Source organism: Rhodopirellula sp. UBA1907 (assembly GCF_002337565.1).
Lineage (GTDB): Bacteria > Planctomycetota > Planctomycetia > Pirellulales > Pirellulaceae > Rhodopirellula > Rhodopirellula europaea.
Genome location: NZ_DDGH01000081.1, coordinates 54,748 through 81,587 on the forward strand (window position 1 = coordinate 54,748; position 26,840 = coordinate 81,587).

The 26,840-nt window shown below is 56.1% G+C and carries 22 protein-coding genes; 2 read left to right on the plus strand and 20 right to left on the minus strand.

The features are described 5' to 3' along the window. Window positions 1–66: 66 nt before the first annotated feature. The 6 genes from B2R17_RS17315 to hemB all read right to left on the minus strand — a co-directional run bounded on the left by B2R17_RS17315 (window position 67) and on the right by hemB (window position 7,954). Window positions 67–1,455 carry a hypothetical protein gene (locus B2R17_RS17315; RefSeq protein WP_286764968.1) on the minus strand — a complete coding sequence of 463 codons (1,389 nt, stop codon included), beginning with the start codon at window positions 1,453–1,455 and terminating at the stop codon, window positions 67–69. Next, the gene (locus tag B2R17_RS17320) at window positions 1,452–3,974 is read right to left on the minus strand and encodes an ABC-2 transporter permease (protein ID WP_286764969.1); all 2,523 of its coding nucleotides are present in this window, start codon (window positions 3,972–3,974) and stop codon (window positions 1,452–1,454) included. Before B2R17_RS17320 ends, B2R17_RS17315 begins: the two co-directional genes overlap by 4 nt. Continuing rightward, window positions 3,971–4,978 (minus strand): ABC transporter ATP-binding protein, encoded by a 1,008-nt coding sequence (locus B2R17_RS17325; RefSeq protein ID WP_286764970.1) that lies wholly within the window; start codon window positions 4,976–4,978, stop codon window positions 3,971–3,973. The genes B2R17_RS17320 and B2R17_RS17325 overlap by 4 nt, the downstream gene beginning before the upstream one ends. Before the next feature lie 85 nt (window positions 4,979–5,063). Further along, on the minus strand, window positions 5,064–5,471 hold the full coding sequence (locus B2R17_RS17330; RefSeq protein ID WP_037254513.1) for a GntR family transcriptional regulator: 408 nt from the start codon (window positions 5,469–5,471) through the stop codon (window positions 5,064–5,066). A 629-nt stretch (window positions 5,472–6,100) separates the two neighbouring features. Next, the gene (locus tag B2R17_RS17335; RefSeq protein WP_339888011.1) at window positions 6,101–6,838 is read right to left on the minus strand and encodes a class I SAM-dependent methyltransferase; all 738 of its coding nucleotides are present in this window, start codon (window positions 6,836–6,838) and stop codon (window positions 6,101–6,103) included. A gap of 84 nt (window positions 6,839–6,922) precedes the next feature. After that, complete coding sequence (hemB, locus tag B2R17_RS17340; RefSeq protein ID WP_286764972.1) at window positions 6,923–7,954, minus strand: porphobilinogen synthase; 1,032 nt, start codon at window positions 7,952–7,954, stop codon at window positions 6,923–6,925. 197 nt (window positions 7,955–8,151) lie between these two features. Between hemB and B2R17_RS17345 the strand changes: the two genes are divergently transcribed. Beyond that, window positions 8,152–9,696: a family 16 glycoside hydrolase gene (locus tag B2R17_RS17345; protein ID WP_286764973.1), complete on the plus strand. Its 1,545-nt coding sequence runs from the start codon at window positions 8,152–8,154 to the stop codon at window positions 9,694–9,696. A gap of 172 nt (window positions 9,697–9,868) precedes the next feature. Here the strand turns inward: B2R17_RS17345 and B2R17_RS17350 are convergent, their stop codons facing one another. The 3 genes from B2R17_RS17350 to B2R17_RS17360 all read right to left on the minus strand — a co-directional run bounded on the left by B2R17_RS17350 (window position 9,869) and on the right by B2R17_RS17360 (window position 11,271). Continuing rightward, entirely contained in the window at window positions 9,869–10,363 is a 495-nt protein-coding gene (locus tag B2R17_RS17350) for a hypothetical protein (RefSeq protein WP_286764974.1), read from the minus strand. 27 nt (window positions 10,364–10,390) lie between these two features. Then, a complete protein-coding gene (locus tag B2R17_RS17355) occupies window positions 10,391–10,774 on the minus strand; it encodes a hypothetical protein (RefSeq protein WP_286764975.1) in 384 nt (127 codons plus the stop codon). A 101-nt stretch (window positions 10,775–10,875) separates the two neighbouring features. Next, on the minus strand, window positions 10,876–11,271 hold the full coding sequence (locus B2R17_RS17360) for a hypothetical protein (RefSeq protein ID WP_286764976.1): 396 nt from the start codon (window positions 11,269–11,271) through the stop codon (window positions 10,876–10,878). A gap of 101 nt (window positions 11,272–11,372) precedes the next feature. Between B2R17_RS17360 and B2R17_RS17365 the strand changes: the two genes are divergently transcribed. Beyond that, a complete protein-coding gene (locus tag B2R17_RS17365) occupies window positions 11,373–12,185 on the plus strand; it encodes a 4'-phosphopantetheinyl transferase family protein (RefSeq protein WP_286764977.1) in 813 nt (270 codons plus the stop codon). 110 nt (window positions 12,186–12,295) lie between these two features. On the opposite strand, the gene B2R17_RS17370 is transcribed toward B2R17_RS17365, so the two are convergent. From B2R17_RS17370 to B2R17_RS17420, 11 genes are all read right to left on the minus strand, one after another. Further along, window positions 12,296–13,714, minus strand: a complete 1,419-nt coding sequence (locus tag B2R17_RS17370; protein ID WP_414707352.1) for an FAD:protein FMN transferase — start codon at window positions 13,712–13,714, stop codon at window positions 12,296–12,298. A gap of 171 nt (window positions 13,715–13,885) precedes the next feature. Continuing rightward, complete coding sequence (nqrF, locus tag B2R17_RS17375) at window positions 13,886–15,145, minus strand: NADH:ubiquinone reductase (Na(+)-transporting) subunit F (RefSeq protein ID WP_008652918.1); 1,260 nt, start codon at window positions 15,143–15,145, stop codon at window positions 13,886–13,888. A gap of 135 nt (window positions 15,146–15,280) precedes the next feature. Further along, the gene (gene nqrE / locus B2R17_RS17380; RefSeq protein ID WP_007328966.1) at window positions 15,281–15,922 is read right to left on the minus strand and encodes an NADH:ubiquinone reductase (Na(+)-transporting) subunit E; all 642 of its coding nucleotides are present in this window, start codon (window positions 15,920–15,922) and stop codon (window positions 15,281–15,283) included. Between the two features lie 3 nt (window positions 15,923–15,925). Then, a complete protein-coding gene (locus B2R17_RS17385; protein WP_286764979.1) occupies window positions 15,926–16,552 on the minus strand; it encodes an NADH:ubiquinone reductase (Na(+)-transporting) subunit D in 627 nt (208 codons plus the stop codon). Window positions 16,553–16,555: 3 nt separating this feature from the next. Then, entirely contained in the window at window positions 16,556–17,458 is a 903-nt protein-coding gene (locus B2R17_RS17390; protein ID WP_286764980.1) for a Na(+)-translocating NADH-quinone reductase subunit C, read from the minus strand. Further along, complete coding sequence (locus B2R17_RS17395) at window positions 17,445–18,704, minus strand: NADH:ubiquinone reductase (Na(+)-transporting) subunit B (protein ID WP_286764981.1); 1,260 nt, start codon at window positions 18,702–18,704, stop codon at window positions 17,445–17,447. Before B2R17_RS17395 ends, B2R17_RS17390 begins: the two co-directional genes overlap by 14 nt. Window positions 18,705–18,709: 5 nt before the next feature. Next, window positions 18,710–20,080, minus strand: a complete 1,371-nt coding sequence (locus B2R17_RS17400) for a Na(+)-translocating NADH-quinone reductase subunit A (RefSeq protein WP_286764982.1) — start codon at window positions 20,078–20,080, stop codon at window positions 18,710–18,712. A 254-nt stretch (window positions 20,081–20,334) separates the two neighbouring features. Continuing rightward, window positions 20,335–22,170: an alkaline phosphatase D family protein gene (locus tag B2R17_RS17405; RefSeq protein WP_286764983.1), complete on the minus strand. Its 1,836-nt coding sequence runs from the start codon at window positions 22,168–22,170 to the stop codon at window positions 20,335–20,337. 31 nt (window positions 22,171–22,201) lie between these two features. After that, window positions 22,202–23,209 (minus strand): hypothetical protein, encoded by a 1,008-nt coding sequence (locus tag B2R17_RS17410; RefSeq protein ID WP_286764984.1) that lies wholly within the window; start codon window positions 23,207–23,209, stop codon window positions 22,202–22,204. A 147-nt stretch (window positions 23,210–23,356) separates the two neighbouring features. Next, window positions 23,357–25,765 (minus strand): serine/threonine-protein kinase, encoded by a 2,409-nt coding sequence (locus tag B2R17_RS17415; RefSeq protein WP_339888014.1) that lies wholly within the window; start codon window positions 25,763–25,765, stop codon window positions 23,357–23,359. Continuing rightward, the gene (locus tag B2R17_RS17420) at window positions 25,762–26,766 is read right to left on the minus strand and encodes an NAD-dependent epimerase/dehydratase family protein (protein ID WP_339888016.1); all 1,005 of its coding nucleotides are present in this window, start codon (window positions 26,764–26,766) and stop codon (window positions 25,762–25,764) included. The genes B2R17_RS17415 and B2R17_RS17420 overlap by 4 nt, the downstream gene beginning before the upstream one ends. Window positions 26,767–26,840 lie beyond the last annotated feature (74 nt).

A 26,840-nucleotide genomic window follows, 5' to 3' on the forward strand; every position in this document is an offset into this window, starting at 1 on the left:
ATCACGCTACCCGGCAACTCCAACCAGCCACGCAAACAGTCGGGGACAACTGTTCTACTCTAAGGTTCACTCCGCTTTACTGTTGAACCACATTTCATAGCGTTCGGCTCGTCCAGCCCCATAAGTTCTTTCGCTGTATGGGATTCGCCCAATACCGGGCTCTTCATATGGCTGGTTCGTTTCATCGTCAGTCCAAAGCACCGCCGTGGCACCGTCACTATCCGCACGATACCCAAGTTGTTCTCCGGTCGTGAGCGTCCAATCGTTGAGATTCGCTCCTACGGACCGCAGTCCATCCAAGGACCTCGGGAACTCGCCATTCTCAACTTGGTATTCTCGCAGATAGACAGCGATCAACGTCCACAACCTCTGATTGTGTTGCTGGGTCTGGAGCCGTAGCCGGTTCGGCCGGGATATTCTCCAGACCTGTCGGACATCAAGGTTCATCGTCGCGTACGGTACGGACACCCAATTTCGCGATCGATCAACGATCTCGCCGAACCGTTCTTGGTCTTCCTCACGCTCACGCTTGGTGCGTTTTCGTGTCACATTGGGATCTTCCAGTTCTTCTCGATCCGCTTGCAACCACTCGACTGCCGCCAAAGCGTGGACTCCGGTTGCACCGAAGAAGAAGACACTGCGTTCCCCCTCATCTTCGTATATCACGAAATTGCTTGTGCGTTTCAAAGGTTCCCAAGCGACGAAGCTGGACACCAAATCGACGTCACTGGCTGCCCCCGACAGATCGCATTCCCGGATAAGCTTGGTTATTTCGCGTAGCTGACCGGCGTCCCAAAACTCGGCTTTCATCGACTCTCGCACCACATCAAACCATTCTCGATGCAGGGCTCGTTGTGAATAAAGACGAAGCCCACCCATCTCGCCAATTTGCTGCCCCAACTCATAGCTCGTTTGGATCAGAGATAGAGCCCGATCCGAATCGCCATTGTGGTAAACCAACCGAAACTCGTCATGCAGTTGAGCCTGCAATGAAGAAACCGGATGATAGGAAACGAACGCATACCGATTTTGGATAGCGTGAGGACTCCAGACCGGAACGTCATCTGCAAGCAACGTGTCCATTTTCTCTAGCAACGGTTGAGCCTGTTCGCTCATTAACTCGGCAAAAGGCTTTGCCGGCCAAGGTTTATTCGGCGGCACAAGATCCGAAAGCCCTGCCACAGAGTCCCGTGACATTTCTCTCAAAATCGAAACCGCATCCAAAAGCTCTTTCCATTCCAAAGATTCCTTTGTCGGTTCAAACGACTCGTACCGATCGCGAATTTGCGTCGTTGTGACGGGAACACCATTGCTCTCAAGCTCATCGACAATCGCATGATATCGACTTGTCGCCCAATACTCGCGTCCGACACCCCAAGTGATCGCGATCACAACCAACACGGGAGGCCCCCACATCCACACTCGATACCAAACATCAGTTGCGCGATAACTCATTGGACTTCCTCCTCAGACGGGGCATTGGATTCAATGGTCGATTCGTTTTCCACTCGGGCCTCGCCACGGTCCATTTCAAGCATTTCCTGCCCTTTGTACTCCCAGGGCTCGAACCAGCTTGCCGCAATGTAACCCTGGTAAGCGGGAGTCCATGTGCCCACCCATGGCTTTCCTTTTTGATTCACGTTGTCCGCAAAAGGGCTCGTTTCGAAATCGCCGCCTGGTCTGTCAAATAAAACGTGCAGGGCTCGAAAGTCGGATTCCAAATCGCTACCGGACTGGCCCTTGTCCAGTAAGCTGAGGCAACGATCGACAACCGCACCGAATCCCTGCTTCAAAATCGAGCTCCTCCATCCCATGGGCACTCGTTCAAACCAGTCCTCCATGGCGCTGATTCCGTACAGTGTCCCTTGAAGACGCATCGGTGTTTCTCGATCTCGGTACCAACTGATCAAAAGAGCTCGTCGACGTGCCGCTTGTCGGCCCTCGAAGTCTCCGACCTGCGTCAACGCGTTTTGGAAGAATTCTTCTGAACGCAATGGACGGAGGGCCTCATCCGATAGGTTGTTGACAAGCCAAATTTCGACTTGATCCGCCACCTCTTGGTCGTACCAACGAATGCTCAATCTCAAACGTTTGGCAATCATCGTCAGACGATCAACAAACGCGGCCAACTGTTCCTTCTTGGTATCATCCGGATCTTGCTTCCACCGAAGCTTCGCAAGCGAAGCGGCTTCGAAACCATTTTGCACATTCCACCAATCAGCTCGCAGGGGATTCTCGTCCTGATCCCCGATCACCATCCATGTGTCAGCTGACATGAAGTTGCGTTGCCGAAAACGATCCACCGCCAATTCGCCATCGATCTCGCCGGTTGGACTCCAAAGCTCGTCTCGAAGCTCAAGGTCTCCTTGCCGCATCGGAATCGCGTTGAAACACGTTCGGGAGGCCAGCGCGCGTGCTTCAGGCAACAACTCCGCGACTCGATCTTGCGGCATCGATGGAAAGCGAGCTTTGGCAATGGTCGATGGCACACTTGGTGCGAACATAAACAAGACCGCACCGCCAACCATCACCGCCCAATACTTCACCCCACGCCGGCCGTCCATGAAGTCATGCATCGTCCACCACGTCGCAGCGAAGGGAAGCACGGCAATGAGCAGCAACCATCCCAGTCGAACCCCGTTGCCCACGCCCGCGTTGATCAGCATCGCCAATGCGACCAGCGAGAGCACCGGAGCCAAGAAAGCGGACGCTGCAAGCATCGGTACCAACTGGCTGGTCCACTGAGACACGCCATACACGACCGCGAACACAGCCAAAATCGTCAGCAGGGAAACCTCCGGCACAGCGGGTCGATCGTATGCATCCGGACTGAGTGGTGTTCCCATAATGGCCTGAACCACAAGGATCAACAAAGAAATCCCGCATAGCAGACTGACGCCAAACCAGTGACGGCCAACCCACGCTCGATGAGGCGACACGCCGCGATCGGCCAGAAACTTTAGTCGCCCGGAGGAACCGTCTCCCGTGAATACCGCAACGCCCAACCAAGACACGGCCAGCAGCGACAGTCCGATCGAAACTTGGATCGCCACCATCAACCAGCTTGAAATTTGCCCCAGGTGATTGGTCAGCACCAACCAAGCCAAAGCACCGGCAAGTAGAGGAACGCTCAAGCCAATCGACATCCAACGCGAACTGTGAATGGTCTGCCAAACCAACGAAGTCAACGAATTTCGAAACGGCAACTCGCTTGGTGCCGAAGTCTCCGGTGGACGCCAGGCATCGGCAGAATGCAACCCGTCACGGCCGAGCAATCGTTCCGGTTCATCGGCCTGCAGCTCTCTCCGGCCAGCTCGATACGCAAACCATCCCGCGATGGGAATCGCCAAAGCCGTCACGATTCCCATCACCCAAGTCTTCTGGGTCACGTCCGCGTATTGCGAGCTCCCGACAAAAGGCATCGCATGCCAAATTTCCACCACCAGAAAGGGCAGCAACGCCAGTGGAATGATCCAGACCAGGGCGGGAAAGGCATTCTTGTTTCGCCATGCGGTGTAAAACCCACAGAGCAAGACGTAGATGGAATGCAGAAACCAAAAGGCGGGGTGAATCTGCTTCAATTCAGTCAACGGTCCACCGTTGCCACCATCCAATCCGGCCAAGATTCCGAGCAGCCAACATCCGAGCCACATCAGCATCAAACCAGCAAACGCGACGACAAATTTTGTCATCACGATCGGACGAATAGGAATCGGAAGCGACGCCAGCCAGTTCAACGAACGAGTTTCCTTTTCGTGGCTGATCAGGATCGCCCCCGCACCGGCCGCGAACAACGCTGGCATGATCAGCGGAACGATGTCTCCAGTGGCCTGCAGCGTCACATTCAATTGCCGAGACGTGGCTGCCCACACGATGAACAATAAGGCCGAGACTCCTAACAACATCCCGATCAGCGGGATGACCTGCTTGGCCTCTTTCCACAGCAGGCCCTGCCATAGACGAGTTTCGTTCATGACTGTTCTCCCGAGGTGACCACTTCGGATTCACGTCCGCCGTCGCCGGTGGATGGCTTCGGCGACTCGGACGGTCCGCGAGACATTTCAGGCGGCGGTCCGGGCGGGCCAGCGAAACCTTTTCGCGTGTGGGCGATGAAGATTTCTTCCAACGTCATGGTTCGATCTCGCACGGCGACCACGCCCGAAGCGGACTCGATGAACGAAATCATCGACGGGTCAAAATTGCGGACCAGAACTCGCCGCTGTCGACCTTGGTTCTCTTCCAGCAATGTTTCGGCTGGTTCGGGCAGCGTGGGGACTTGGACCAGCGGATCGTCCAACGAAACGGTCAGCTCCGTCATCGAGCCTTTCAAATCGTTGAGCGGTTCGCAGGCTTGCAGTTTGCCGTTGTGCAAAATTCCGATCGTGTCGGCGACCCTTTCAACTTCGTTGATTTGATGACTGGAAAGGAACACGGTTCGCCCCGAGGCGGCCCTGCCAATCATGCTTTCGAGAAACTCGCGACGAACCATTGGGTCCAAGCCGGACGTTGGTTCGTCCAGTATCAAGAGTTCCGGGTCGTGTGCCAGAGCCAATGACAACGCGATCTTGGCACGCTGGCCCTTGCTGAGCACTCGGATCTTGCGATCTTCGGGAATCTCATACTTCGCGACCGATTCACGGTACGCTTCGTAGAAGCCATCGGGATAAAACGAAGCCGTGAACCAGCCGATTTGGCCAACGGTCATCCAGTCGTACAGCGCGGGATTGTCAGAGACGTAGCCGACCCGCCGTCGAACCTCCAAGGGCTGTTTCAGCGGATCGAAATCGCAGACGGAGGCGGATCCAGACGTCGGTTTCTGGAACCCGGTGAGGATTCGGATCAAGGTTGTTTTGCCGGCTCCGTTTTCACCCAGCAAGGCGAACACGGTCCCGGGCTGGATGGTCAGATCCACGCCCAACAAGGCGTCGCAGCCTCGAAAACGCATGGTCAGTTGATCGGTCGAGATGACGGGGTTCATGATGACGATCCTGCTTCGATGAGATGGGTTCAGTGTGCGTCGAATCAAACGCGGCCGAGGCATCTTGCCCGCCCGCATGGCAAGCTCATTGCAATTCGGCAATCGCTTCGATGGTTCCGTCGAGTGTCCGCAGTTGCTCGTCGACGAGCTTGCGGACCTCTTTGGCTGACAGCCCCGCTTGCAGAGCTTCGGTCAATACCGCGGAAAGGCGTTCCGCAAGAAGCGACTGCCGCTGTTTGCGACAACGCTCGACGGCGCCTTTGCAGACCACAACCCCGCGCCCGCGGAGCGTTTCAATCACGCCCTCGGATTGCAGGTCCTGGAACGCCCGAGCCACGGTGTTCGGGTTGACCGCCAATTGCTGGCTAAGCTGCCGAACGCTGGGAAGAAGCTGCCCCGGACGCAGTGTTTGCTCCGCGACAGCGAATTTCACTTGGCGAACGATCTGGGAATAGATCGCCACGCCGTTGGAAGGGTCGACTGTAAAAAACATATTCGCACCGATGCCCAAACCTGGTTAACTGGTGTACTGGCTACACGGTACAGCGGTTCGGCAACAGGGTCAAGCGAATTTGCAAAAGAAATTTTGGTAGGCCGAGATGCGTACGCTGCCGTAGGCCAGGTTGTACCTGACGATCAAGCCGATGCTTTGGAACAAAGCGAGGCGAGCACGAGACGTCACCAGAGTAGAACGATTGACCCCCAATCGTTCCGTCATGACGCATGACTTCGCGGGACCACATCCCGTGTCAAAGATTTACCGCTTTGGCTTAGCGCGGCTTGAAGCTTTCGTCCCTAGCATGCGGACAGTTGGGGACAACTGTTCTACTCTGTTGCTTTGCAGAAAAACGCAGGACGTTGCCCGTGTCTTCGGTCGGGAATTTTTTGACGCAGAGACGCCAGGACGCGGAGACGCAGGGGCCTACCGAGAAGTTCGAGTGGGACGTGCGGGAATGCGTCGCTTCGAAGGTCGGCAGGGGGATTCCGAGAACCGGGAGAACCTCTCTGCGCCACCGCGACTCTCCGCCTCTGCGTCAAAAGGGGAACGCATGCGCGCTGAGCGTTGAATCAGGTGAGTCCGAATTCTGGCGAATCCGGCTACACCGCCCCCGAAACAGCACCCTAACCTTGCGTCAAAACCATGATGCGAATGGGATGCTCCGAATCATCATCCATCTCCACCGTGTGCTCGGTGTAATCCCATGGCTTGTCCTTCACCCACTGAGAAAACTCCGTCGCGATCAATCGTTGAGGGTCACTCAAGATCAATTGCCCATCCTCGGTCAAATGTTCGGCGGCGGACTCTAACAACTCCGGCCACAGCGTTCTCAGGTAGGTGACATCGCTGCCCAGAATGAATGGGAACTTCTTCGGTGCCAACGAATCCTCTCCCAACCGGAAGACCCGGACGTCGGCGTGCAAACCCAATCGAGACAAACTGAGTCGCACCAATTGCAACGGGTCCTCGACGCCATCAGTCAACGTCACGCGAGCCCCACGAAGCAACGCCGCGATACCAGCATGCCCGGTCCCGCAGCCAACTTCCAACACGTCTTGGTTGTGAATGGGAACTCGATCCAAAAAACGATCGAGTCCCGATGCCGCCCGCCAAGTCGTCGCCCAAAAGGGATCGATCACGCCCTCTTCACCAGCGTCTTGTCGCTCGCAAGCTTCGATCAGCATTGCGTCCGGATCCGATGCCACCGCCAAAGGTCGTTCCTGGCCGGCGATCAAGGTGTCTTCCCAGTGCCAAGCGAATGAAAGTGAATCGGCCATGCTGAATTGTGTTTGCGAAAGATCGAATAGAAAGAGAAGCGGTTTATCGCCCGTACGATGGTCTTCCAAGACCGTCGCGTTCAACTTGGATGGTCTTGGAAGATCGACTTGCGGAATTTGCAGGACGGTCTTGGAAGACCATCCTACGGGGGAAGTTGTTGAGCAAGATCAACTGCGGTGAAGCAACGCGGCTGCATCGGCTGCAAAGTATGTCAGCACGCCATCGGCGCCAGCACGCTTGAACGAAAGCAAGCTTTCCAGGATCACGGCGTCACCGTCGAGCCACCCCGCATCGGCGGCACCACGCAGCATCGCGTATTCGCCGCTGACTTGATAGGCAAACGTTGGCACGCCAAAGGTTTGCTTCACTCGAGCGACAATGTCCAGGTAAGGCATTCCCGGTTTCACCATCACGCTATCGGCCCCTTCGGCCAAATCCAATGCAACTTCCGCAATCGCTTCATCGGACTGAGCCGGTGACTGCTGATAAGTCTTCTTGTCCGCCGCCCCAAGATTGGCCGCGGATCCGACCGCATCCCGAAACGGTCCATAAAACGCGCTGGCGTATTTGGCCGCATACGACATGATCTGTACGCCCGAATGCCCGGCTCCATCCAGAGCCGATCGGATCGCTCCGATGCGGCCATCCATCATGTCACTTGGCGCGATGACATCGCATCCCGCCGCGGCTTGCACAATCGCTTGCTTGCATAGCACATCGACGGTTTCGTCGTTGATGACTTGTCCATACCGCACCAACCCGTCCTGCCCATGGCTGCTGTAAGGATCCAAAGCGACATCCAAAATCACGCCCAGCGAATCGCCCACCGCATCCTTGATTTGCCGTGTGACTCGGCAGACCAAGTTGTCCGAGTTGTAAGCTTCGGCCGCGTCTTCTGATTTGAGTTTTGGATCAGTCGCTGGAAATAACGCAATCGCGGGAATGCCCAAGTCGACGGCACGCTTGGCCGCCGCAACGATCTCTGATTCCCCCAGCCGATTCACACCGGGCAGCGAACCAACAGGCTGCTGACCAGAACCATCCATCACGAAGAGCGGCCAGATCAAATCGTCCACCGACAACGTCGTTTCCCGGACGAGGCGGCGAGACCAGTCCGTCGCACGAACGCGACGCAATCGGGTGGCGGGAAAAGCGGCACGAGGAGCGGGAGAGCCGGAGAATTGGGACAAAACGAACACCCATGGAATCGATAGAGGAACGGCGGCGGACGCAATGCTTGGTCACTGGTCTGCAGCGAGATGTTTCCATTTTGCGTCACAGATCGTGCCAAGCCTACCCGACCGATCTGCTAAACTAATCCCCCGCTTAATCACGTCCGGAAAGGGACGTCTTTCGAATTTCACCTAGCTCCACCCACCCCACAGATTTAACGCCGATGAAATTTCGACTTTGCACTCTCCTCGCCGCTTTCGCGGTGCTCACCTCGCCCACCATTTCCTTCGCACAAGACTCAGCCAAACCGCTGAACGTGTTGTTGATCGATGGTCAAAACAATCACAAATGGAAAGAGACCACACCCTTGATCCAAGCCACCCTGGAATCGGGTGACTTCGCCAAAGTCACTGTCGCGACCGCACCGGGCAAGGGCGAAGACAAGGCTGGCTTTGCACCCAAGTTTTCCGACTACGACGTCGTGGTGTCCAACTACAACGGCGAAGCTTGGTCGAGCGAAACCGAAAAGGCTTTCGAGACCTACGTCAGTGAAGGTGGCGGATTTGTGACCGTTCACGCTGCCGACAATTCGTTCCCTAAATGGGACGCTTACAACCGCATGATCGGCCTGGGCGGCTGGGGCGGTCGGAATGAAAAAGACGGCCCATATGTTCGTTGGAAAGAAGACCAAAAGAAGTTCACTCGCGACATGTCAAAAGGTGGCGGTGGACAGCACGGCAAACGCGTGCCTTTCATGATGGTCGTTCGCGATGCTTCGCATCCAATCACCGCTGGTTTGCCCAAATCGTTTTTACATGTCGCTGACGAACTGTACGGCAAACTGCGTGGCCCAGCCGAGAACATGAACGTGCTGGCGACCGCCTACAGCAACCCAGCAACGGGCGGCACTGGCGAACACGAGCCCATCTTGATGACGATCGAATTCGGAAAGGGCCGAGTCTTTCACACAACACTTGGACACGACGTTGCCGCCATGAATGGACTCGCGTTCCAAACATCGCTTCGCCGCGGAACCGAATGGGCCGCGACCGGTGAGGTGACCCTGCCAGCCGTTCCCGCTGCGAAGATGGGCAGCGACGAAGCCGCGACTGGTGACCCTGCAAACGCGTCCGATGTCGAAGGCGACGGACAATCTGCCTCGTCGAACAGCAACGTCAACTTTGACGCTGCACCGGACTTGAAGGCAGAAGGATGGAAATCACTTTTTGACGGCAAGAGCCTGGACGGATGGAACCGCAAAAACGGCACCGCGAAATATCGCGTTGAAGACGGCGCGATCGTTGGCACAACATCCGAAGGCAGCCCGAACTCGTTCCTGTGCAGCAACGAAAACTACGACAACTTCGAACTGACCTTCGAAGTCAACGTGGACGAAGGTCTCAACAGCGGCGTTCAAATTCGTTCGCAGTCACGCGAAAAGGGCGGGCGAGTCTACGGACCGCAAGTCGAAATTGAGTCGGCTCCAGGTGAAGCCGGCTACATCTACTCGGAAGCCACCGGCCGAGGCTGGATCACCAAAGAACAACCGATCAAGGATGCGTACAAGAACGGCAAGTTCAACCGCTACTTGGTTCGAGCCCATGGCAACCGCATCCAAGTTTGGATCGGCGATCAAAAGATCAGTGACATCCAAGATCCCGAGTCCTCTACCAACGGTTTCCTCGGACTGCAGGTTCACGGCATCAAAGCTGGCACCGGCCCCTACGAAGTCAGCTGGCGCAACATCAAAATTCGCGACCTGAACTAGCCACAGTTTGCATCACGCAAAAGCGACACAGCATCGGTAGGCCAGGTTGTACCTGGCGATCCAACTGAAGTAGGCCATGTCTCACATGGCACCCCAACCGATGCTTTGGAACAAAGCGAGGCGACACCCCCGCCCCCTCACAAGCCCATCAATCACCGGCCTTCTATGATCGTCAGGTAGGACCTGACCTACGCAATCGAGGTCGCGGGCGGCAGGCGAGGTGCAAGAACACGGCGGTGGCGACGATCACGGCATGGAACGCCGACAGTGACGTCAGGTAAATACGTCCTATCTGGATGGACTGGTTGAGGTAACCGTAGCCCAGCAACGTGAACATCGTGGAGAACAATGCAGTGAGCACGATGAACGGCACCAAGAGGCGGTAGGCCGTCAGCCATCGGCTCAAACGGGAAGGCACCAACCACGCTCCCAACAACGCCAAGGCGATTCCGAAGGTCACCGGGATCGTGAACTCCCGCAGCAAGAAAGTTATGTCGGAAACCCAGAGGGTTCCCGATCGAACATGCCAACTCACGGACAAGTAGACCGGGGTGATGATCGACACCCCAACTCCGACAAATAGTGCATGCATGTACGTCAGGGGCGTGCGAACGACATCCACCTGATAGCGATCTTCAATCAGCGACTGATTCTCATATGGATTCATATTGGCTCCACTCAGCGTTCGCAAACATCACTTTTCCCAACGGTACCCTCGCGAAAGGACCTGCCCGTTCCGCCCGTAGGTCGGCTCATCCCAAACCTTTCGATAGCCCGAGCGTTCCATGCGATGTGCCACCGACCATTCACGAAACTTCAGAGACGATTTTCTCAGGGTTTGCACGGACAACAGAACCAACACACATGCAATCAAACAGCCCGTCGCGAAAACGAACCCGGGCCTGGACTTCACGTCCAATTGCGTTTCAACCTGCTTCGCGGTCACCCCGTAGAGAAACAGCATCGCTGCGATGGCGAAGTAAACAACCGTCGCGATCACCGGATGAACGACCGCAAAGTCAAACGACGCCACCACGATCGGCAAAGCAATCAGCGTGGCGAGACTGAAGCGAAACAAGAGAGGCCTCAACGAGCAGCGACGGGGTCAGGCCTACGCCATCAACTCGGCGAAGGATCTTACCTCCAGTCTATCGGCTGGACGTCGCCCATGTGCGACGCTCACCCCGCCTGCTGACGACGCTCCAATTCCTGCAGCACCGCGATTCGCTGGTCGGCTTGTCGAATGAGGTTTTGAACGACCGCGATGCGGGTATCCAGGTCGCCGGTCAATTCGCGTTGCAAGTCGAACATCGCGACCTGCCAACGCTGGGTCTCAATTGGAGCGTCGCTGAGCGGAAGAGCTGTTTTGATCTCCGAATCCAAACGCCGCTGAGTTTCGCGGCTTTCGCCCCGTTGCTGAATGGCCTTCTTCTTTCGCGAAATCGTCATTCTCGCCAAAACCCAGCCCAACAGCAAAAATCCTGCGACCAACCACAACGTCCCTCGGTCAAACGAGATCGCTTCTAGAGCGTCTTCGGCGAGCAAACGCGGCACTGAAAGTGGGTGGCGGATCATATTGTTCTCATCGTGTGATCGCCGCACTTGCGAACAACGATTCTGCAGATCCCCGCCAGCGTGATTGACGGGTGGGCCCAGTTTTGTCGATCATGGCAGCCATGACGAAAACGCCCCCCGTACAATCGAACGCCGCCGACTCGCAACAGCCCTCTGCTGCGCCGAATCGCCCGCTGACCAAACAATCTCCGATCCAGCTTTGGTACGCCTCGGCGGCCCACGACACACCCGGCAAAATCGAATCATTTTGCATGAGGTGGCTGCCGCAAGAAGAACATCAATCGGCCGCCAAATTCCGAGTCGCCTCAGCACGGCATCAACACGTGATCGGCCGAGGAATGGCTCGTTTCTTAATCGCCGACACGAACACCGCCCCGCATCAGATCCAATTCAGAAACTTGGACCACGGCAAACCGATCGTGGAAACGCCCGAGCAATTGCGTCGGCCGTTCAACATCGCACACACAAAAGGCCTGGTGATCTGCGGAATCGGTGCCGAAGCAGCGGATGAATGGCTGGGCGTCGATGTCGAAGGCCTGGACCGAAAAACCGACCCCGGACTTGCTCAGCGGTACTTCGCTCCGGAAGAAATCGAGCAGCTCGACCGAGTCAAAAACGACGACGCAAAACAAGCTTTGTTCCTGAAAATCTGGACGCTGAAAGAAGCGTTCATCAAAGCGATCGGTACCGGACTGAACACACCGCTGGACCAATTCGCGTTCGTAAACGCGTCGTCCAACTCACCACGCTTGGTCCTGAAAGACGAATCGCTCGCGCAGGGTCGTCACTGGCAAATCCGCAATGTGATCCCTCGGCAAGGTTACATCGCCGCCGTCGCACTTGGCACCAAAACCAGCGACATCGTCCCCAAGATCGAACTCTCCGATTTCCGCAAACGAATGCAAGATTGCTAGCTCCAGCTCGGCGAACAGCCGTGGCATCGGCATCTCGCCTGCGACCAAGACGCAAACTCAGCAGACTTCCACCATGGCTGGAAGCCAATGCGACTTACTTCTAAGCCAGCCTACTTCTCAGCCATCTTGTCTCGAAGCTCTTGGCAGGCTTCCGAAGGAGTGCTGCACATGGTGCAGCGGGACACGCCGTCTTCATCGACCTTGGCATTCAAGCCGCCGCAGGATCCGCTGATCGCTTGCCGGCCAAAGATCACTCCGACCGCCATCGCCAACAACACCGCACCAAACGTGATCCCGGTCATCAACAGCACTGGTGCCATTCGCTGAGCGAACGTTTTCGCCTCGACCTTCTCGGACTTCTTGGCAGCGTCATCCACGACGGACACATCAGCAGGAACATCAACATCGGCGTATTCAGCCAACTCGCCCGTCCCACTGGATACTAAGCGGTCGCTCAATCGCTGCACGATCAACACGCTGAGGTCGTTCTCACGAGCCAAACGCATCGCCTCTTCGCGCCCAACAACATTCAGCGCCGTCGCCCATCCATCGGCAAGCATACAGCTATCTGTGATCACGCTGACTGACGCCAGTCCATTGGTGACGGGGCGTCCGGTCCGTGGATCGATGGTGTGCGAATAACGTTGCTCATCGACCTCGAAGAAGTTTCGATAGTCACCGGAGGTTGCCATCGCCGCATCACGAATCTTGTGAGCAACCATCAATTCTTGACCACCCGCGTCGGGTCGTTGAATCCCAACCTTCCATGATTCACCGGACTTGTCGCCGGTCACACGAACCTCGCCGCCAATTTCGACGAACACATTTTCAGCGTCACGACCAGCCAACAAATCGACGATCCGATCCACGCCATGGCCTTTGGCAATCGAAGACAGGTCAACTCGCAAATCCGCGATGTCCTTCTTCAGTGCCGGCGGATCCAAACGTGCTTCCAAATGCTGATAGCCAACGCTCTTCTGCAACTCGTCCAACTCCGTTTCGCTGGGGACGTCGTTTTTGCGTTCGCCAGCGCCAAAGCTCCATCGATCCACCAACGGTCCCACCGTGACGTCAAACGCCCCATCTGTTTTTTCAGACAGTTCCAACGCGGCGGCGACAACACCAGCGGTGTCGGCACTGACCTCGAACCAATCCGTGGATTCGGATGCATTGAATTGGCTCAACTCAGACGACTTCAAATACGTCGACATTTGATCGTTGACCGAACGCAACTCACGGTCGATCGCCGTTTCGGTCTCCGACGCCCAATCCGGTTGCTCCGGCGGCGAGTGGACTTTGACCATGTAGGTCGTGCCCATCGTTGCACCGCGAAAGGTCAACGGATCGGCGGCATAGCTCCCCGAAATCCCAAGCGAAGTCGCGAGGAACCCAAACGCGAGGACCGCGACGAACCGGGAAAGTTTTCTCATCGAAAGATTCGCATTGGGTTGGAGACTGAGTCCTGAGCGAAGAATCCGTTCGGCCCGTGTTCGTCGTCGCGGAGCGGAATGAGCTGATTGGAATGGCACCGGACGGCTTGCGCCCTTCCGCTCACATGTTCATCGGGTCCAGGCGTGCCGCAAATCAACCTCATTAGCCGCAGGGCATTAGCCCCGGTTCCGCGGGTGAGTCGTGAACCGGGGCCTACGCCCAAACGGCTCCTCGGTTCACTCAACTGCTTCTACCTATCTGTTCCCTGATCAGCCGCCGAAGTCATCGTAGGCGATGTTTTCTGGTTCCACGCCCAAGTCATCCAGCATGCGGAACACAGCTGCGTTCATCATCGGTGGACCACAGATGTAGTACTCGATGTCTTCCGGTGCGGGGTGCTTGCTGAGGTAGTTGTCCAGCAAGACTTGGTGAATGAATCCAACGTAGCCGTCCCAGTTGTCTTCCGGTTGTGGCTCGGACAACGCGATGTTGAACTTGAAGTTCGGGAAGTCCTTTTCGATCTCACGGAAATGTTCGATGTAGAACAATTCGCGAAGACTACGACCACCGTACCAGTAGCTGACCTTGCGGTCCGTCTTTTGACGTTTGAACAACTCGAAGATGTGACTTCGCAGAGGTGCCATCCCGGCACCACCACCGATGTAAACCATTTCAGCGTCGCTGTCCTTGATGAAGAATTCACCGTAAGGACCGCTGATCGTGGCTTTGTCACCAGGTTTGAGCGAGAAGATGTAACTGCTCATCTTCCCCGGAGGAGTCCCTTCGGGAGCACGTGGCGGTGGCGACGCGACCCGGATGTTGAGCATGATGATGCCCTTCTCACCGGGGTAGTTGGCCATCGAATACGCACGCACAACGGGCTCTTCCACCTTCGACACGTAACGCCAAATGTTGTACTGGTCCCAATCGGGGTGATACTCTTCGGCGATGTCGAAATCTTTGTAGTGAATTTCGTGAGGCGGGCATTCGATTTGAATATAGCCACCCGCACGGAAATCGACTTCTGCACCTTCAGGCAACTGAAGGACGAATTCTTTGATGAACGTGGCAACGTTGTCGTTGCTTTTGACCGTGCATTCCCATTTCTGGGTGTCGAACGCTTCCGGTGGAACTTCCACGACCATGTCGGTTTTCACCGCGACTTGGCATGACAATCGTTCACCCTCGGCAGCTTCCTTTTTGTTGATGTGACCAGCTTCGGTCGCCAACAAATCTCCACCACCTTCAGCAACCTTGACCTTGCACTGGGCACAGGTACCACCGCCGCCGCAAGCACTGCTCACAAAGATGCCCGCATCGGCGAGAGCACCGAGCAGCTTTCCGCCAGCGGGGACGGAAATCTCTTTTTGGCCGTTGATCATGATTTTGACGGGGCCGGACGCAACCAATTGGCTCTTGGCAGCCAAAATCAGCAACACCAACGCGATCACCACGACGGTGAACATGACGACGCCAAGAATGACGACCGTGCTGGCCGAGGCCGCAATCATCAGTGGAAGGGAAAGCATTTTAAATCAAAAGTTGAGGGGTGCACGCGAGGCGATTCAGCCTGACAGTCAAAACTCACGTCAGCCGTGGGGGCTGACAAACTCACTGCTGCCAGCCAAGCGGCTGACGCACGTTTTTGCGACGGATCGGATCCGTTACAGCTGGATGCCACTGAACGACATGAATGCCAATGACATCAAACCAACCGTGATAAACGTGATTCCCAAACCGCGAAGTGGCGGAGGAACGTCGCTGTACTTCAATTTTTCGCGAATACCGGCCAAAGCCATGATCGCCAGAGCCCAACCGACACCGCATCCGAATCCGAAGACGACCGATTCGCCAAACGGATACTCGCGTTGTTCCATGAACAGCGACGCACCAAGGATGGCACAGTTCACAGTGATCAGGGGAAGGAAGATCCCCAGGGCGTTGTAAAGGCTAGGCATGAATCGATCGAGGAACATTTCCAAGATCTGAACCATGGCGGCGATCACACCGATGTAACTGATGAACCCGAGGAAGGTCAGGTCGACCTCCGCGAAGTTGTACGTGTCGGTACTGATCAAGTAATCATTGACCCAGGTCAACGCACCCTTCTTCAGCAGCAGGCTGTAGATCAGTTGGTTGGCAGGCACGGTGATGGTTTCAATCGCGATGACCGCGATGCCCAAACCGATTGCCGTTTTGACGTTTTTACTGACGGCCAAGAACGTGCACATTCCCAGGAAGAATGCGAGTGCAAGGTTCTCGACGAAAACCGCCTTCAAAAAGACGCTGAGGTATTGTTCGACCATGACTTAGGCCTCTTCGATTTGTTCGGGTTTGTTCAAACGAATGACCCAAATCATGAACCCGATGATGAAGAACGCACTGGGCGGCAACAGCATCAAGTTGTTCGGGTTGTACCAGCCGCCGTTGCGGTCCAGTTGAAAGAGCTCGAAGCCCAACAGCGAACCGCTGCCGAACAATTCGCGGAAGAATGCGACGACGATCAGGACCAATCCGTATCCCAGTCCGTTTCCGATTCCGTCAAGGAAGCTGATCCACACACCATTCTTCATGGCGAAACCTTCCGCACGTCCCATGACGATGCAGTTAGTAATGATCAGACCAACAAAGACCGAGAGTTGTTTGCTGATGTCGTACATGTACGCCTTCAGCACTTGGTCAACGACAATCACCAGCGACGCGATCACGGTCATTTGAACGATGATCCGGATGCTGCCGGGAATGTAGTGACGAATGGACGAGACCGCGGCGTTCGAGCATCCCGTCACCGCGATCACCGCGAGTGACATAACGATCGAGACCTGGATACTGGTCGTCACAGCCAGAGCACTACAAATGCCTAGGATCTGCAACGCGATTGGGTTGTTGTCGATGACAGGTCCGAACAGGACCTTGCCGACTTTGGGGGCAGCCATGGTTTACTCTCCCACCGGTTCTTTGGGACCGACGTTGTCGATGTCGTATTGCTCGACACCGCTTTCGACGGAGGATTCAGGTTGATCGGCTTCCGCGGATGCGTCACCGGTAAGTCGTTGCTTCACGTTGTCCAGGAATGGACCATATCCATTTGGACCGGCCCAGTAACGAACCAGGTTGGTCACGCCGCGACAAGTGATCGTGGCACCGGACAACCCATCAACAGCAAAGTCGTCGCCATCGGGGGCAGGTCCTTTTGCGACACGAGCGGCAGGATTGCCATCAGAGTCATATAGCTTGTTGCCGACCCACTGGGCCTTCCACTTCGTGTTGTCCACTTCGCCACCCAGTCCGGGTGTTTCAGCGTGCTCGTAAAATGTTAGACCAGCAATCGTTTCAAGATCGTTCTTCAATGCCATGTAGCCATACAGCGTTGACCAAAGGCCCTTGCCATAAACTGGCAATACGACCATCTCGATCTTCTCGCTACCTGGTTTCTTCACGTAGTAAACGCGAGCGACCTTTTCACGACGAGGCACACCGATGTCGAATTGAGGATCGGTGATCTCGATACTGTCTTCGTCCTTCTTGGCTGCTTCACGAGGCTCATATTTTTCTGGATCCAGATCAGCATTCACCTCTCCAGTTTCCAAGTCGACGAGCTCGGGACTGACCCAGGCCCACAACGCTTCGATCTGTTCCTTGTCCAGCTCAGCCGCTGGCTTCCCGAATTCGCCCAGCGACAAACCAGCAGCATCCAAAATGTTGCGTTGGCGGTCGAGAACTTTGTTTTCTTCTTGCATCGGTCGCAGTGCCACCGCGGCGGCACTAACGGCGAACGAGCAGACCACGCACAGAATTGTCGCGGTCACGATCGTTTTCATAGTCGAATCAGGCTGTGACATAACGTGCGGCCCTCCGGCGGATATTGAGTTGGACGACGCCCCAATCGATCAACGGTGCGAACACGTTGCCGAACAAGATCGCCAGCATGATGCCTTCTGGGAAAGCAGGGTTGATGACACGGATAAGGACAGTCATGAAACCGATTAAGATTCCATACACCCATTTGCCCATTTCGGTCATCGAGGCACTGACCGGGTCGGTTGCCATGAACACCAGACCAAAGGCGAGCCCGCCGATGACCAGATGCCAATAAAACGGCACAGCAAACATGGCGTTTGTTTCACTGCCGGCGAAATTCAGCAACAACGCGGTCGCGGTCACACCAGCGATTACGCCGGCCATGATTCGCCACGATCCAATGCCGGTGGCGATCAAGATCAAAGCACCGACCAAGCAAAGCAATGCACTGGTTTCGCCAACGCAACCTTGAATCGTTCCGATGAAGGCACTCATCCAGGTGATTGGTTCTTCCGCACCCCAGACATACTGAACCGCACCGAGCGATCCGACGGCGTCTTCGCTGGCGTTGGCCATTTGCCCCAGTGCGGTTGCACCGGAGAAACCATCGACAGCGGTCCAGACTTTGTCACCGCTAATTTGACCAGCGTATGCGAAGTACAGGAACGCTCGCGATGTCAAAGCGACGTTGAGGAAGTTACGCCCCGTACCACCAAAGACTTCCTTGGCGACGATCACCCCAAACGCGATGCCCACGGCGACCTGCCAGAGCGGAATGGAGGCGGGCAAGGTGAGCGGGAAGAGCAATCCGGTGACCAGGAACCCTTCGTTGATCTCGTGCCCTCGCAGGACACTGAAGACCAATTCGATGTGCCCCCCGACGAACATACAAACGACGTAGATGGGGATAAAAAAGATCGCCCCATACATGAAGTTGTCAACGTGGTTGGCTGGGTCGTGCCCGAAACCAATGGCGGTATGAACGGTGTGGTGCCAATCGTAATCGACGTCGACGTTGGCTTCGGTCATCTTTTGGATGGCCGAGTTGGCTTGGTACCCCGTGTTCCACATGCCGAACAACGTGACCGGAATCAACGCGAAGACGACCGTGATCATCATGCGCTTCAGGTCAATGTTGTCGCGCACGTGCGTGCGTCCGTGAGCCGTCTCGCCTGGCGTGAACAAGAACGTGTCGAGAGCTTCGTACATTGGGTACGCTTTCTCGAGCAGTCCGCCTTTGGCAAAGAACGGGTGGACGCTGTCAAATGCGTCACGTAATGCTTTCATATTCCTTAACCTTCACGCTCAATGGTTGTCAGGTTTTCTCGGATCAAGGATCCATATTCGTATTTACCGGGGCACACGAACGTGCACAGGGCTAAGTCTTCTTCTTCCAGCTCCAGCACGCCGAGCTGCTGAGCCGAATCGGTGTCGCGAACAATCAAAGCTCGCAACAATTGTGTTGCCAAAATGTCCATGGGCATCACCTTTTCGTAGGTGCCCAGTGGAACCATCGCTCGTTCACTGCCGCCGGTCGACGAAGTGAAATCGAACTTGCGATCCGGTGTCATCGCCGATGCAAAAATGCGGCTGACGGAGAACTTGTCGAAGCCCGGTTTTTGCCAACCCAAGAATTCGCGGTGGTCGCCTTCTTCGATGACCGACACTTGATTGTCGTAGCGTCCCAGGAACTGATGTGGGGCCGTCGCGATGTGTCCGTTGAGAACCGAACCGGAGATCACACGCAACTTGACCGAGGTATCGACTTCGCCGTCAACCAACTCTTCAATGCATGCACCAAGACGAGTTTCGATCAGACGAGGCTGGTTGACCTTTGGCCCAGCCAACGAGATCACTCGTCGAGTGTCGAGTTGACCAGTCTGCAGAAATGAACCGATGGCGATCACGTCTTGGTAACCGATGTACCAAACTGTTTTGTTGAGACTGACGGGATCCAAGTGGTGGATGTGCGTTCCAGGCAATCCGGCAGGGTGAGGCCCGGCGAAAGATGCCGACTGAACACCCGCGACGTCGCCGCCAGGAATCGATGCCTTTTCGGCTTGGCAAAGATGAACGGCACCTTCGGTCAAACGCGTCAACGCTTGAAGACCGATCACAAACTGATCTTTGCGATCCGCCAAAACCACGGCGGGATCGGCCGCCAAAGGATTGGTATCAATCGCGGTGACAAAGATCGAATGAGGAGCCGATTCAATCGTCGGCACCTTGCCGTACGGTCGAGTCCGAAACGCGGACCAAAGCCCGATTTGAACCAATCCATCGACCAACTTTTCGCGAGCGATCGAGATTGGATCGGATCCAGCGATGCCATCGATCGTGGTTGTCTCGGTCGAATCATTGTCGACGTCGATCACAATCGCTTCGAACTTGCGTTTGGCACCGCGAACGACATCGGCGACCGTGCCGGATGCGGGAGCCGTGTAGATCACGCCGGGTGTTTTCTTGTCTTCGAAAACTGGTTGTCCCAAGACGACTCGGTCGCCGGGAGAGACCAACATCGTAGGCTTCATCCCAATGTAGTCGTCGCCCAACAGAGCCACTTGGCGAATCGCCGGGCCAGCTTCCATGTGCTGTTCGGGGCATCCCGTGATGGGCAGATCGAGACCCTTTTTGATGCGGGTCACGCTTTGAGTCGTTGCCATGAATGGGCACTTTGTGAAATTTGTAACAAAGTCGGTTCGAGCCAAAGCCCGCAGCGTTTTACCGAAAGAAAAGACCGGAAAAAATGTCGCGGGCCAAGCAAGTGGACACTATTGCATAGCGTCAGAAGATTGACAACGGCAGATCATCGACGTTCGTGGACGGAAATCTGCCACCTGGTTCGACCGCGTCCGCCCCAGTAATTGGGGCAGACTTTAAGGGCCGGCGGGGCGCAAAATCGGTCGAAAGAAACGACTCAGTCGAGCTTCACTTCGACCGGTTCGCTACCCACTTTCGCAGCTTCAGCGACGACCGTCTCAGGTGCGTCCTTCCCAGCTTTCACGACGAACGTTTTTCCCTTCGGAGCCCCTGGCGTGAACTTCGCTCCCGCTACACGGACTGTATAGAGAACCTCATTGGTCGATGCGTCGACCAGTTGGACCACGGGATCTTCCACGTCGAAGGTCATCTCGCCGAGCGTTCCCCACGAAGGCGGGCTGTAGTTGTCGAACTGCGAAATCGTCAGCGGCCAACCGGGATATTGCTTGGCCGAAGGATCGGTCACATCCACATTTCGCGGCCAACACTCCATCGTGATATCGCGGGTCTTGGTGTTCAGCCGAACAATGCCAAATCCAGCGGCTCGCGTGTTCAACAAATTGCCCGCAGGTTTCTTCTCTGGATTGGCCGCGGCGTAGTTGGTGACTTTGTTGGCGAAGCCATCCAGCGAGTCGCCGGTGTACTCAGGAGCCCCCGGCTCACGATTTTCACCTGGCTCAACTGGTTCCCACCAACGCAGATACAAGTTGGCGATCGAAGGCACGCAGAACGACCAAATCGAATCGCGGTATTCATCGATCCCGTGATGAAAGATGGTCGCCAAGTGTTGGTCACCGGCGTAGTGAAACGCGAAGGCCTTTCGCAGTGCGGCGAGAGCACGGTTGCGTCCAGCTTGAGGCCAGCCGTTGGAATCCATGTCCGCGTGTAAACGACCGTTCGCCGCCCCGTGAATGTGGGCTCCACCGCAGAAGATCGTTTGTGACAAAGCGACCTTCATGTCGGCATCGCTCCAATCCTTCGCCCAGTCTTCGATGAAGTCCAATTGCCGCTCACCCAACAGAACCGCGCCTTCAACATCAACACTGGCGGGATCGTATTCCGGATTGCGGATGTGATCAGGACGAGGCCCCTGCTTTGGCACGCGACCAGCCGGCCCGGTCTTGAACTTGCGGTCTTCTAGAATTGCAAAGTCGATGTTTCCCCAATTGAGATTGGTGAAGTAGACACCGATGCCTTGTCCGATTTTGTGCGGGTCCACTGGATCAGGCAGATGGCTGGTTTGGGCTCGCTCGACTTCTTGAACGTAAACGCCGGGTTGCGAATACCCGCCATCAGCCGCACCGCTGAGCGTCGAGATCTTTCCGCTTTCGCCCCACAGGTTGGGCTGGCCAACATCGTGATCGTCGGGCAAGCAAACCGTCGGGCGATCCTTGATGATGTCGCCGAAGTCCCGACCAAATTTCAACCATGCCGCATAGTGACGATTGTGGTCGTAGACTTGGTCCCCCGAAAAGAACAACACATCTGCGTCGACCTTATTCACGTTGTCGATCAAGTCCTGACGCGAAATGTCGCCGCCGTGAGCGGGCTGGATCGAGTTGCCGGTGAATCCAGCAACGACAATCTCATCTTTGTCGATTGGATTCTTGCGAATCGTGCCTTCGTAGAACGCTTCGGTACCGTGCGCGACGCGATACTGGACGGTCTTGGAATCGTCCCAGTTTTCGACTCGGAATGGCGCTGTCCATCCCGCTTCGATCACGTTCGCCTTGGCGACCTCGGTCCACTGACCATCCTTTTCGATTTCCAGTCGAGCTACCTTGGGATCACCGCCTGAAAGCGGATAAAGCTGCGCGGTCAGCTTCAACGTTTTGTCATGAACCGTGTACAGAGCAAAGCAAATGACGTCCTTTTTCGCGACGTTGGGAATGCTCAAATCCGCTCGCCGACGCCTTCCGGGTTGAGCGGACACAGATTCGGCAGTGACGAGCAGTGCCAAACAGCACAACGCCAAACGTTTCAATAACTTCATGACGGTTCCTAAAGGGGCAACAAGTTGTTTTTCATGAGGTGAATTCGATCACCAACGCCGCGTGATCAGCGGGTATCGTGGCGGGTTGTTTCGCTGGCTTTGTCGCTTCAGACGGCACGGCGGACTTTTGCCGACACCACAGAACGAACAGATACAGAGGAATCAGAAAGTGCGGCGCACGCAACACCGCCTCGTGGAGGAATTGGTCCGCGCCCCAGTAGTTTAGACTCATCGACATGCCAGCGACGGGCCGAGCCGCGGCGGTGAAGAATCCCCACAGTGTCGCGTATCCGGCCGCCCAAATCCTGATCGCCGGAACAAAGATCGCCAAACAAACCGCGAAATCCAGTACGCCGGCGGCTCGCAACAGAGTGTTCGCGGTCTCGTATTCGACGCCCAGCGAAACCGAAATCATTCCGTAGAAGATCGAAGGGGTTGGCCACCATCCGATCGCATAACAACCATGACCAGCAAACGTCATGATCATCGCAACCATCGCCGCGATCATGGTCACTCGATGACGAGCACCAAACCTCAAAGCCAACACCAACAATAGCGGTGCGAGGATTTGACCGCCGTGCTCCACCAACATCGGCAACTGCCGCTGGGCACCAACGTATTTCGCATAACTCAAAACGGTCAACAATCCGCAACCGCCGATCAAGGCAATCATTTGGAATTTGGACTGACGCCGAACGGTCAGAGTCAAAATGGTGCAACCAACATACAACCATGTGATTCGCGACAACCACGTTTGCAGCCAACCATCGTCGGCTCCGGTACCCACAAACTCGTCCCAGCTCACACCCAACGATTCGGCAAAGTCATAGGTTGCGTCCTGCCAAAGCAAAACGCCGTAGGGAGCTTCCCAGTAGTAGTGCACCCAGGTCCAACCAGCGAAACACAGGCACGCCGCCAAGCGAAGGATCATCACCAACCCAAAGTCATTCGCGGCCCCCTCGGCGGCGTCTTCGCTTGCCCCGCGCTGAGCGGAACGGCGTTCTTCTTCAGCTGCAGTTTTAGGTGGGCTGTTTTTCATCGGCGAGTTGCCAAGAAAGGCTGTTCAGGCGGGCATTGCTGAATCGCTTCGCGAAATCAACGAGGAGGGACACACAGTGTAACCCGTCCTCCGCAGCCTGCCAAAACCATGACCCAAACGAGCCCAGGGGAATGCAAACGCCGGCGGCTATCCCAGCGTCATCGTCTCAATGCGTTCTTGTGCCGGTGGTGGAGATTGCGATTCTTTGGCCGCGCGTCGTTCGTCTTGGGTTGTCACCCGTCGCACGACCCACCAAAGGAACAGTGTCATCGCCAGAATGGAAACGATTGCAAACGCTCCTTCGAACAGCAACGAACGACGAAGCTCCGCCACCGGCCCAAGCACTTCCGACAACCGATACTGAACCAACACGAGCAAATCGGTCTGCTCGACCGAAGGAATGGGCAACTGCCCACCAGACACAACTTCTTCACCATGATCTTCAGCAACGTCCGCAGCGCCGGCCGCGGTGGTTGGCCTTGGCAAGGTGACCGGTTCCATCGCTGCGATCCACTCGCCACCAAAACCGTTGCCCTCCGAAGCGACTGCCATTGGGTCGCGATAGCCCACATCGCCGCCTTCGAGCAAACGGTCCATCGTCGCACCATCGACCTGATAGCTCTTGTCCGAAACCGTTTGCCCTTCTTCTCGCAATTGATCCATCAGTGGATGCTGCAACACGGTTCCACGAAGATCGCCTTCGCGTGCCTCCACCAACACCGCCACCTGACTGGGATTGGCCGTGTCCGACTCATCTCCAGAACGCGAACGCTGCAATAATTGGAAATCGCCAAGGTTGATCGTCGCCACAAACACCGCATCAGGATCGCGGTCAGGTGTCTCGCGACGACCGCTGACGATGACGCCGCTTTCTTCCAACCAAAGCGGAGTGCTGATCGCGACCTTCCACATCTTTGTCGCCGTACTTTGAAACGCCGAACTCAAGTGAGTGTGGCGAAGCGGCGACACCGAATCCATCGGAATCGTTGACGGGTAATCGTCTTTGCGTCCGGTGAAATAAGTCCGGTAAGCAAAGTTTCGGCCGACGCTGTTTTGTGCTCGCGGGACTGATTTCCCGTAAACGATCGTCATGATTGTTCCCGCCCCATCCGTCACAAACATCGTCGCCAATCGCTGACGAGGCTTGCCCGGTTCGGACGGTTGCCGGTACTGCGCCAATCGCTCGGACAAGTATTCATCCAGCCGCAACTGCGCCGGATGCTCCAACAGAATGTCCCGAGCCGCGAGTGCGTCTTCGCGAACGAGCGCATCGACCGGCGTTGCAGATGACGCGATGCGATCCAACACCGGCTTGGACGTTTCTCCTTGGATCAAATCGGCCAGCAACGTCTCAAACGTTTCCCGCTGAGCCTCCTCGTGAACCAAGTCAAAGTAGCGTTGAATTTCGGTTTCCAACGTTTGAGCGGCCAACCGTGCCGCGAATTGGTTGCTTCCAAACGCTTCGGTTCGCAACTCTCGCGTTGCTGTCCGCGTCGCCAAATCAATGCTACGCGCACCAAAGAAACAGGTGGCCAACAACAGCAACAACGGGCCGACGATTCCCAGCAACATCAACGGTCGTCGCGATCGCGCTTTGTCTCGGACGGTCAAATCATCCAAGATCTGTTGAACGTTGCTGTAGCGAGATTCGGGATCAACTTCCAAACAACGCTGCATGATCTTTCGCAGCGATCGATCAACGTCACGCCGCGACAATTGCTCAACTGCCGGCGGCGCCAATGCGATCGCCTCGCGATACCGAGCCAACCGGCCGGGCAACGATCCCGCCGTATCCAATTGCGACAACAACGCCTGATCGCGATGCGGTGCCGACCCAGCCAACATTCGAAACAAGATCGCTCCCGCCGCGTAAACGTCCCAACGCGCATCAGGTGACGATTGGAAATCGGCCTGCTCGGGAGCCATGTAGAACAGCGTTCCCATCGCGGGCGTCTGATCGTGCGACATTCGGCTTTGGCCAAAGTCAGCCAAACGTGGCTCGTTGTCCGCGGCCAAGAGAATGTTGGCGGGCTTGATGTCGCAGTGCAGCACACCTTTGCCGTGACAATGGTTCAAGCCAATCAAGATTTTGCGGAACAAGTCGACCGCTTCGGCAACCGGCAACCGTCCACGGCGGACCAGCATGTCCTCCAGCGAACCACCTTCGATCAGTTCCATCACGTAGTAAGGCGGATCGGCGTCCCAGCCCACCTCAAGCACTTGCACCACGTGTCGGTCGGCTGACAACTGAACCAAGTTCTTGACTTCGCGAGACAGCAAAGACCAGTTCACACCACCACGGTGCAAATAGAACTTCACCGCCACACCGCGGCCGGTGTTGATGTCACGACCGACCCAAACCTGCCCAAACGCACCCGATCCGAGAAAACGTTGCAGCCGAACGCCGGGAACTTCCGCGGGCGGCATCGTCGCCCCCAACGACAAACGGCGCGCGGCCGCCTGACCACCGATCGTTTGCGACTCGGTCATCGGCTCCCTCGAAGCTTCGGGCTGACGAGGCGGTTCCGAATCGGGAGACGGTGGCGGCATGTTCACCCGTTTGTGACCTGAGAAGAAGTACGATTTTTCGCGGCGTCGATCAGCTTTTCTAGACCGGCTCGCAGCGGCGTGAGTTCGCGGCCCAGAATCTTTTTCATCTTAGTGATATCGGGACAACGTCGTGTCATGTCGCCTTCGGGCAGCGGTGGCAAATGCACCACTTTGGACGAACTGCCCGTCATTTCAATCACGGTTTCCGCCAGAGACTTAATCGTCATTTCAATGTCGCTGCCAATGTTGATCGTTTCGCAGGCCCAACTCGGGTCGTCCAACACTCGAGTCGTTGTGTCGAGGTTATCGTCGACAAAGCAAAACGTTCGTGTTTGCATTCCGTCGCCATAGACCGGAATGTCTTCTCCCGCCAGCGCCGCGGCGATGAACTTTGGCACAACGAAGTCGGTGGTCTGCTTTGGCCCGTACGTATTGAAGAAACGGAAGACGTTGAACTGCAATCCAAACTCTTGGTGATACGACCGAAAGTAAGACTCGCCCAAGTTCTTGATGATCGCATAAGGCAATCGCGAATTCAGTGGCGTGGTTTGTTCATGCTGAGGCATTTCCACCGGTTCGCCATACACCTCGCTGCTGCTGGCGTAAAAAACACGACCGACGCCGGTGTTCTTCGAAAGCGACAACACGTTTCGGATTCCGTCGATGTCTTCCAACACCGCGACGGGGTTTGCTAGCGTTCGCTGGACGCCGACCAGCGCCGCGTAGTGAAACACCGCATCAAACCGAGTCGCCGTCATGATCGGCGACAAATCCTCCATCCGGTTCACGTCGGCTTTGATGAACCGAACGTTCTCGGCCGACGCGGGTGGCAATTTTGATCGATCGCCCGTGACTAGGTTGTCCACCACGACGACTTCGTTGTCAGGCGACTCGGCCAAACGGCACGCCAGCGATCCGCCCACGTTGCCGGCACCGCCGGTGATCAATATTTTTCGTTGCGACTGCGTCATGTTGCTGATCAAAGAGAAGAGAAACTCACCCGACAATCATAGCTTTTCGATGCCCCGCTCGCGACGCGTGACCAACGGGAGCCTCAGAGTAGAACAATTGTCTCCATTGT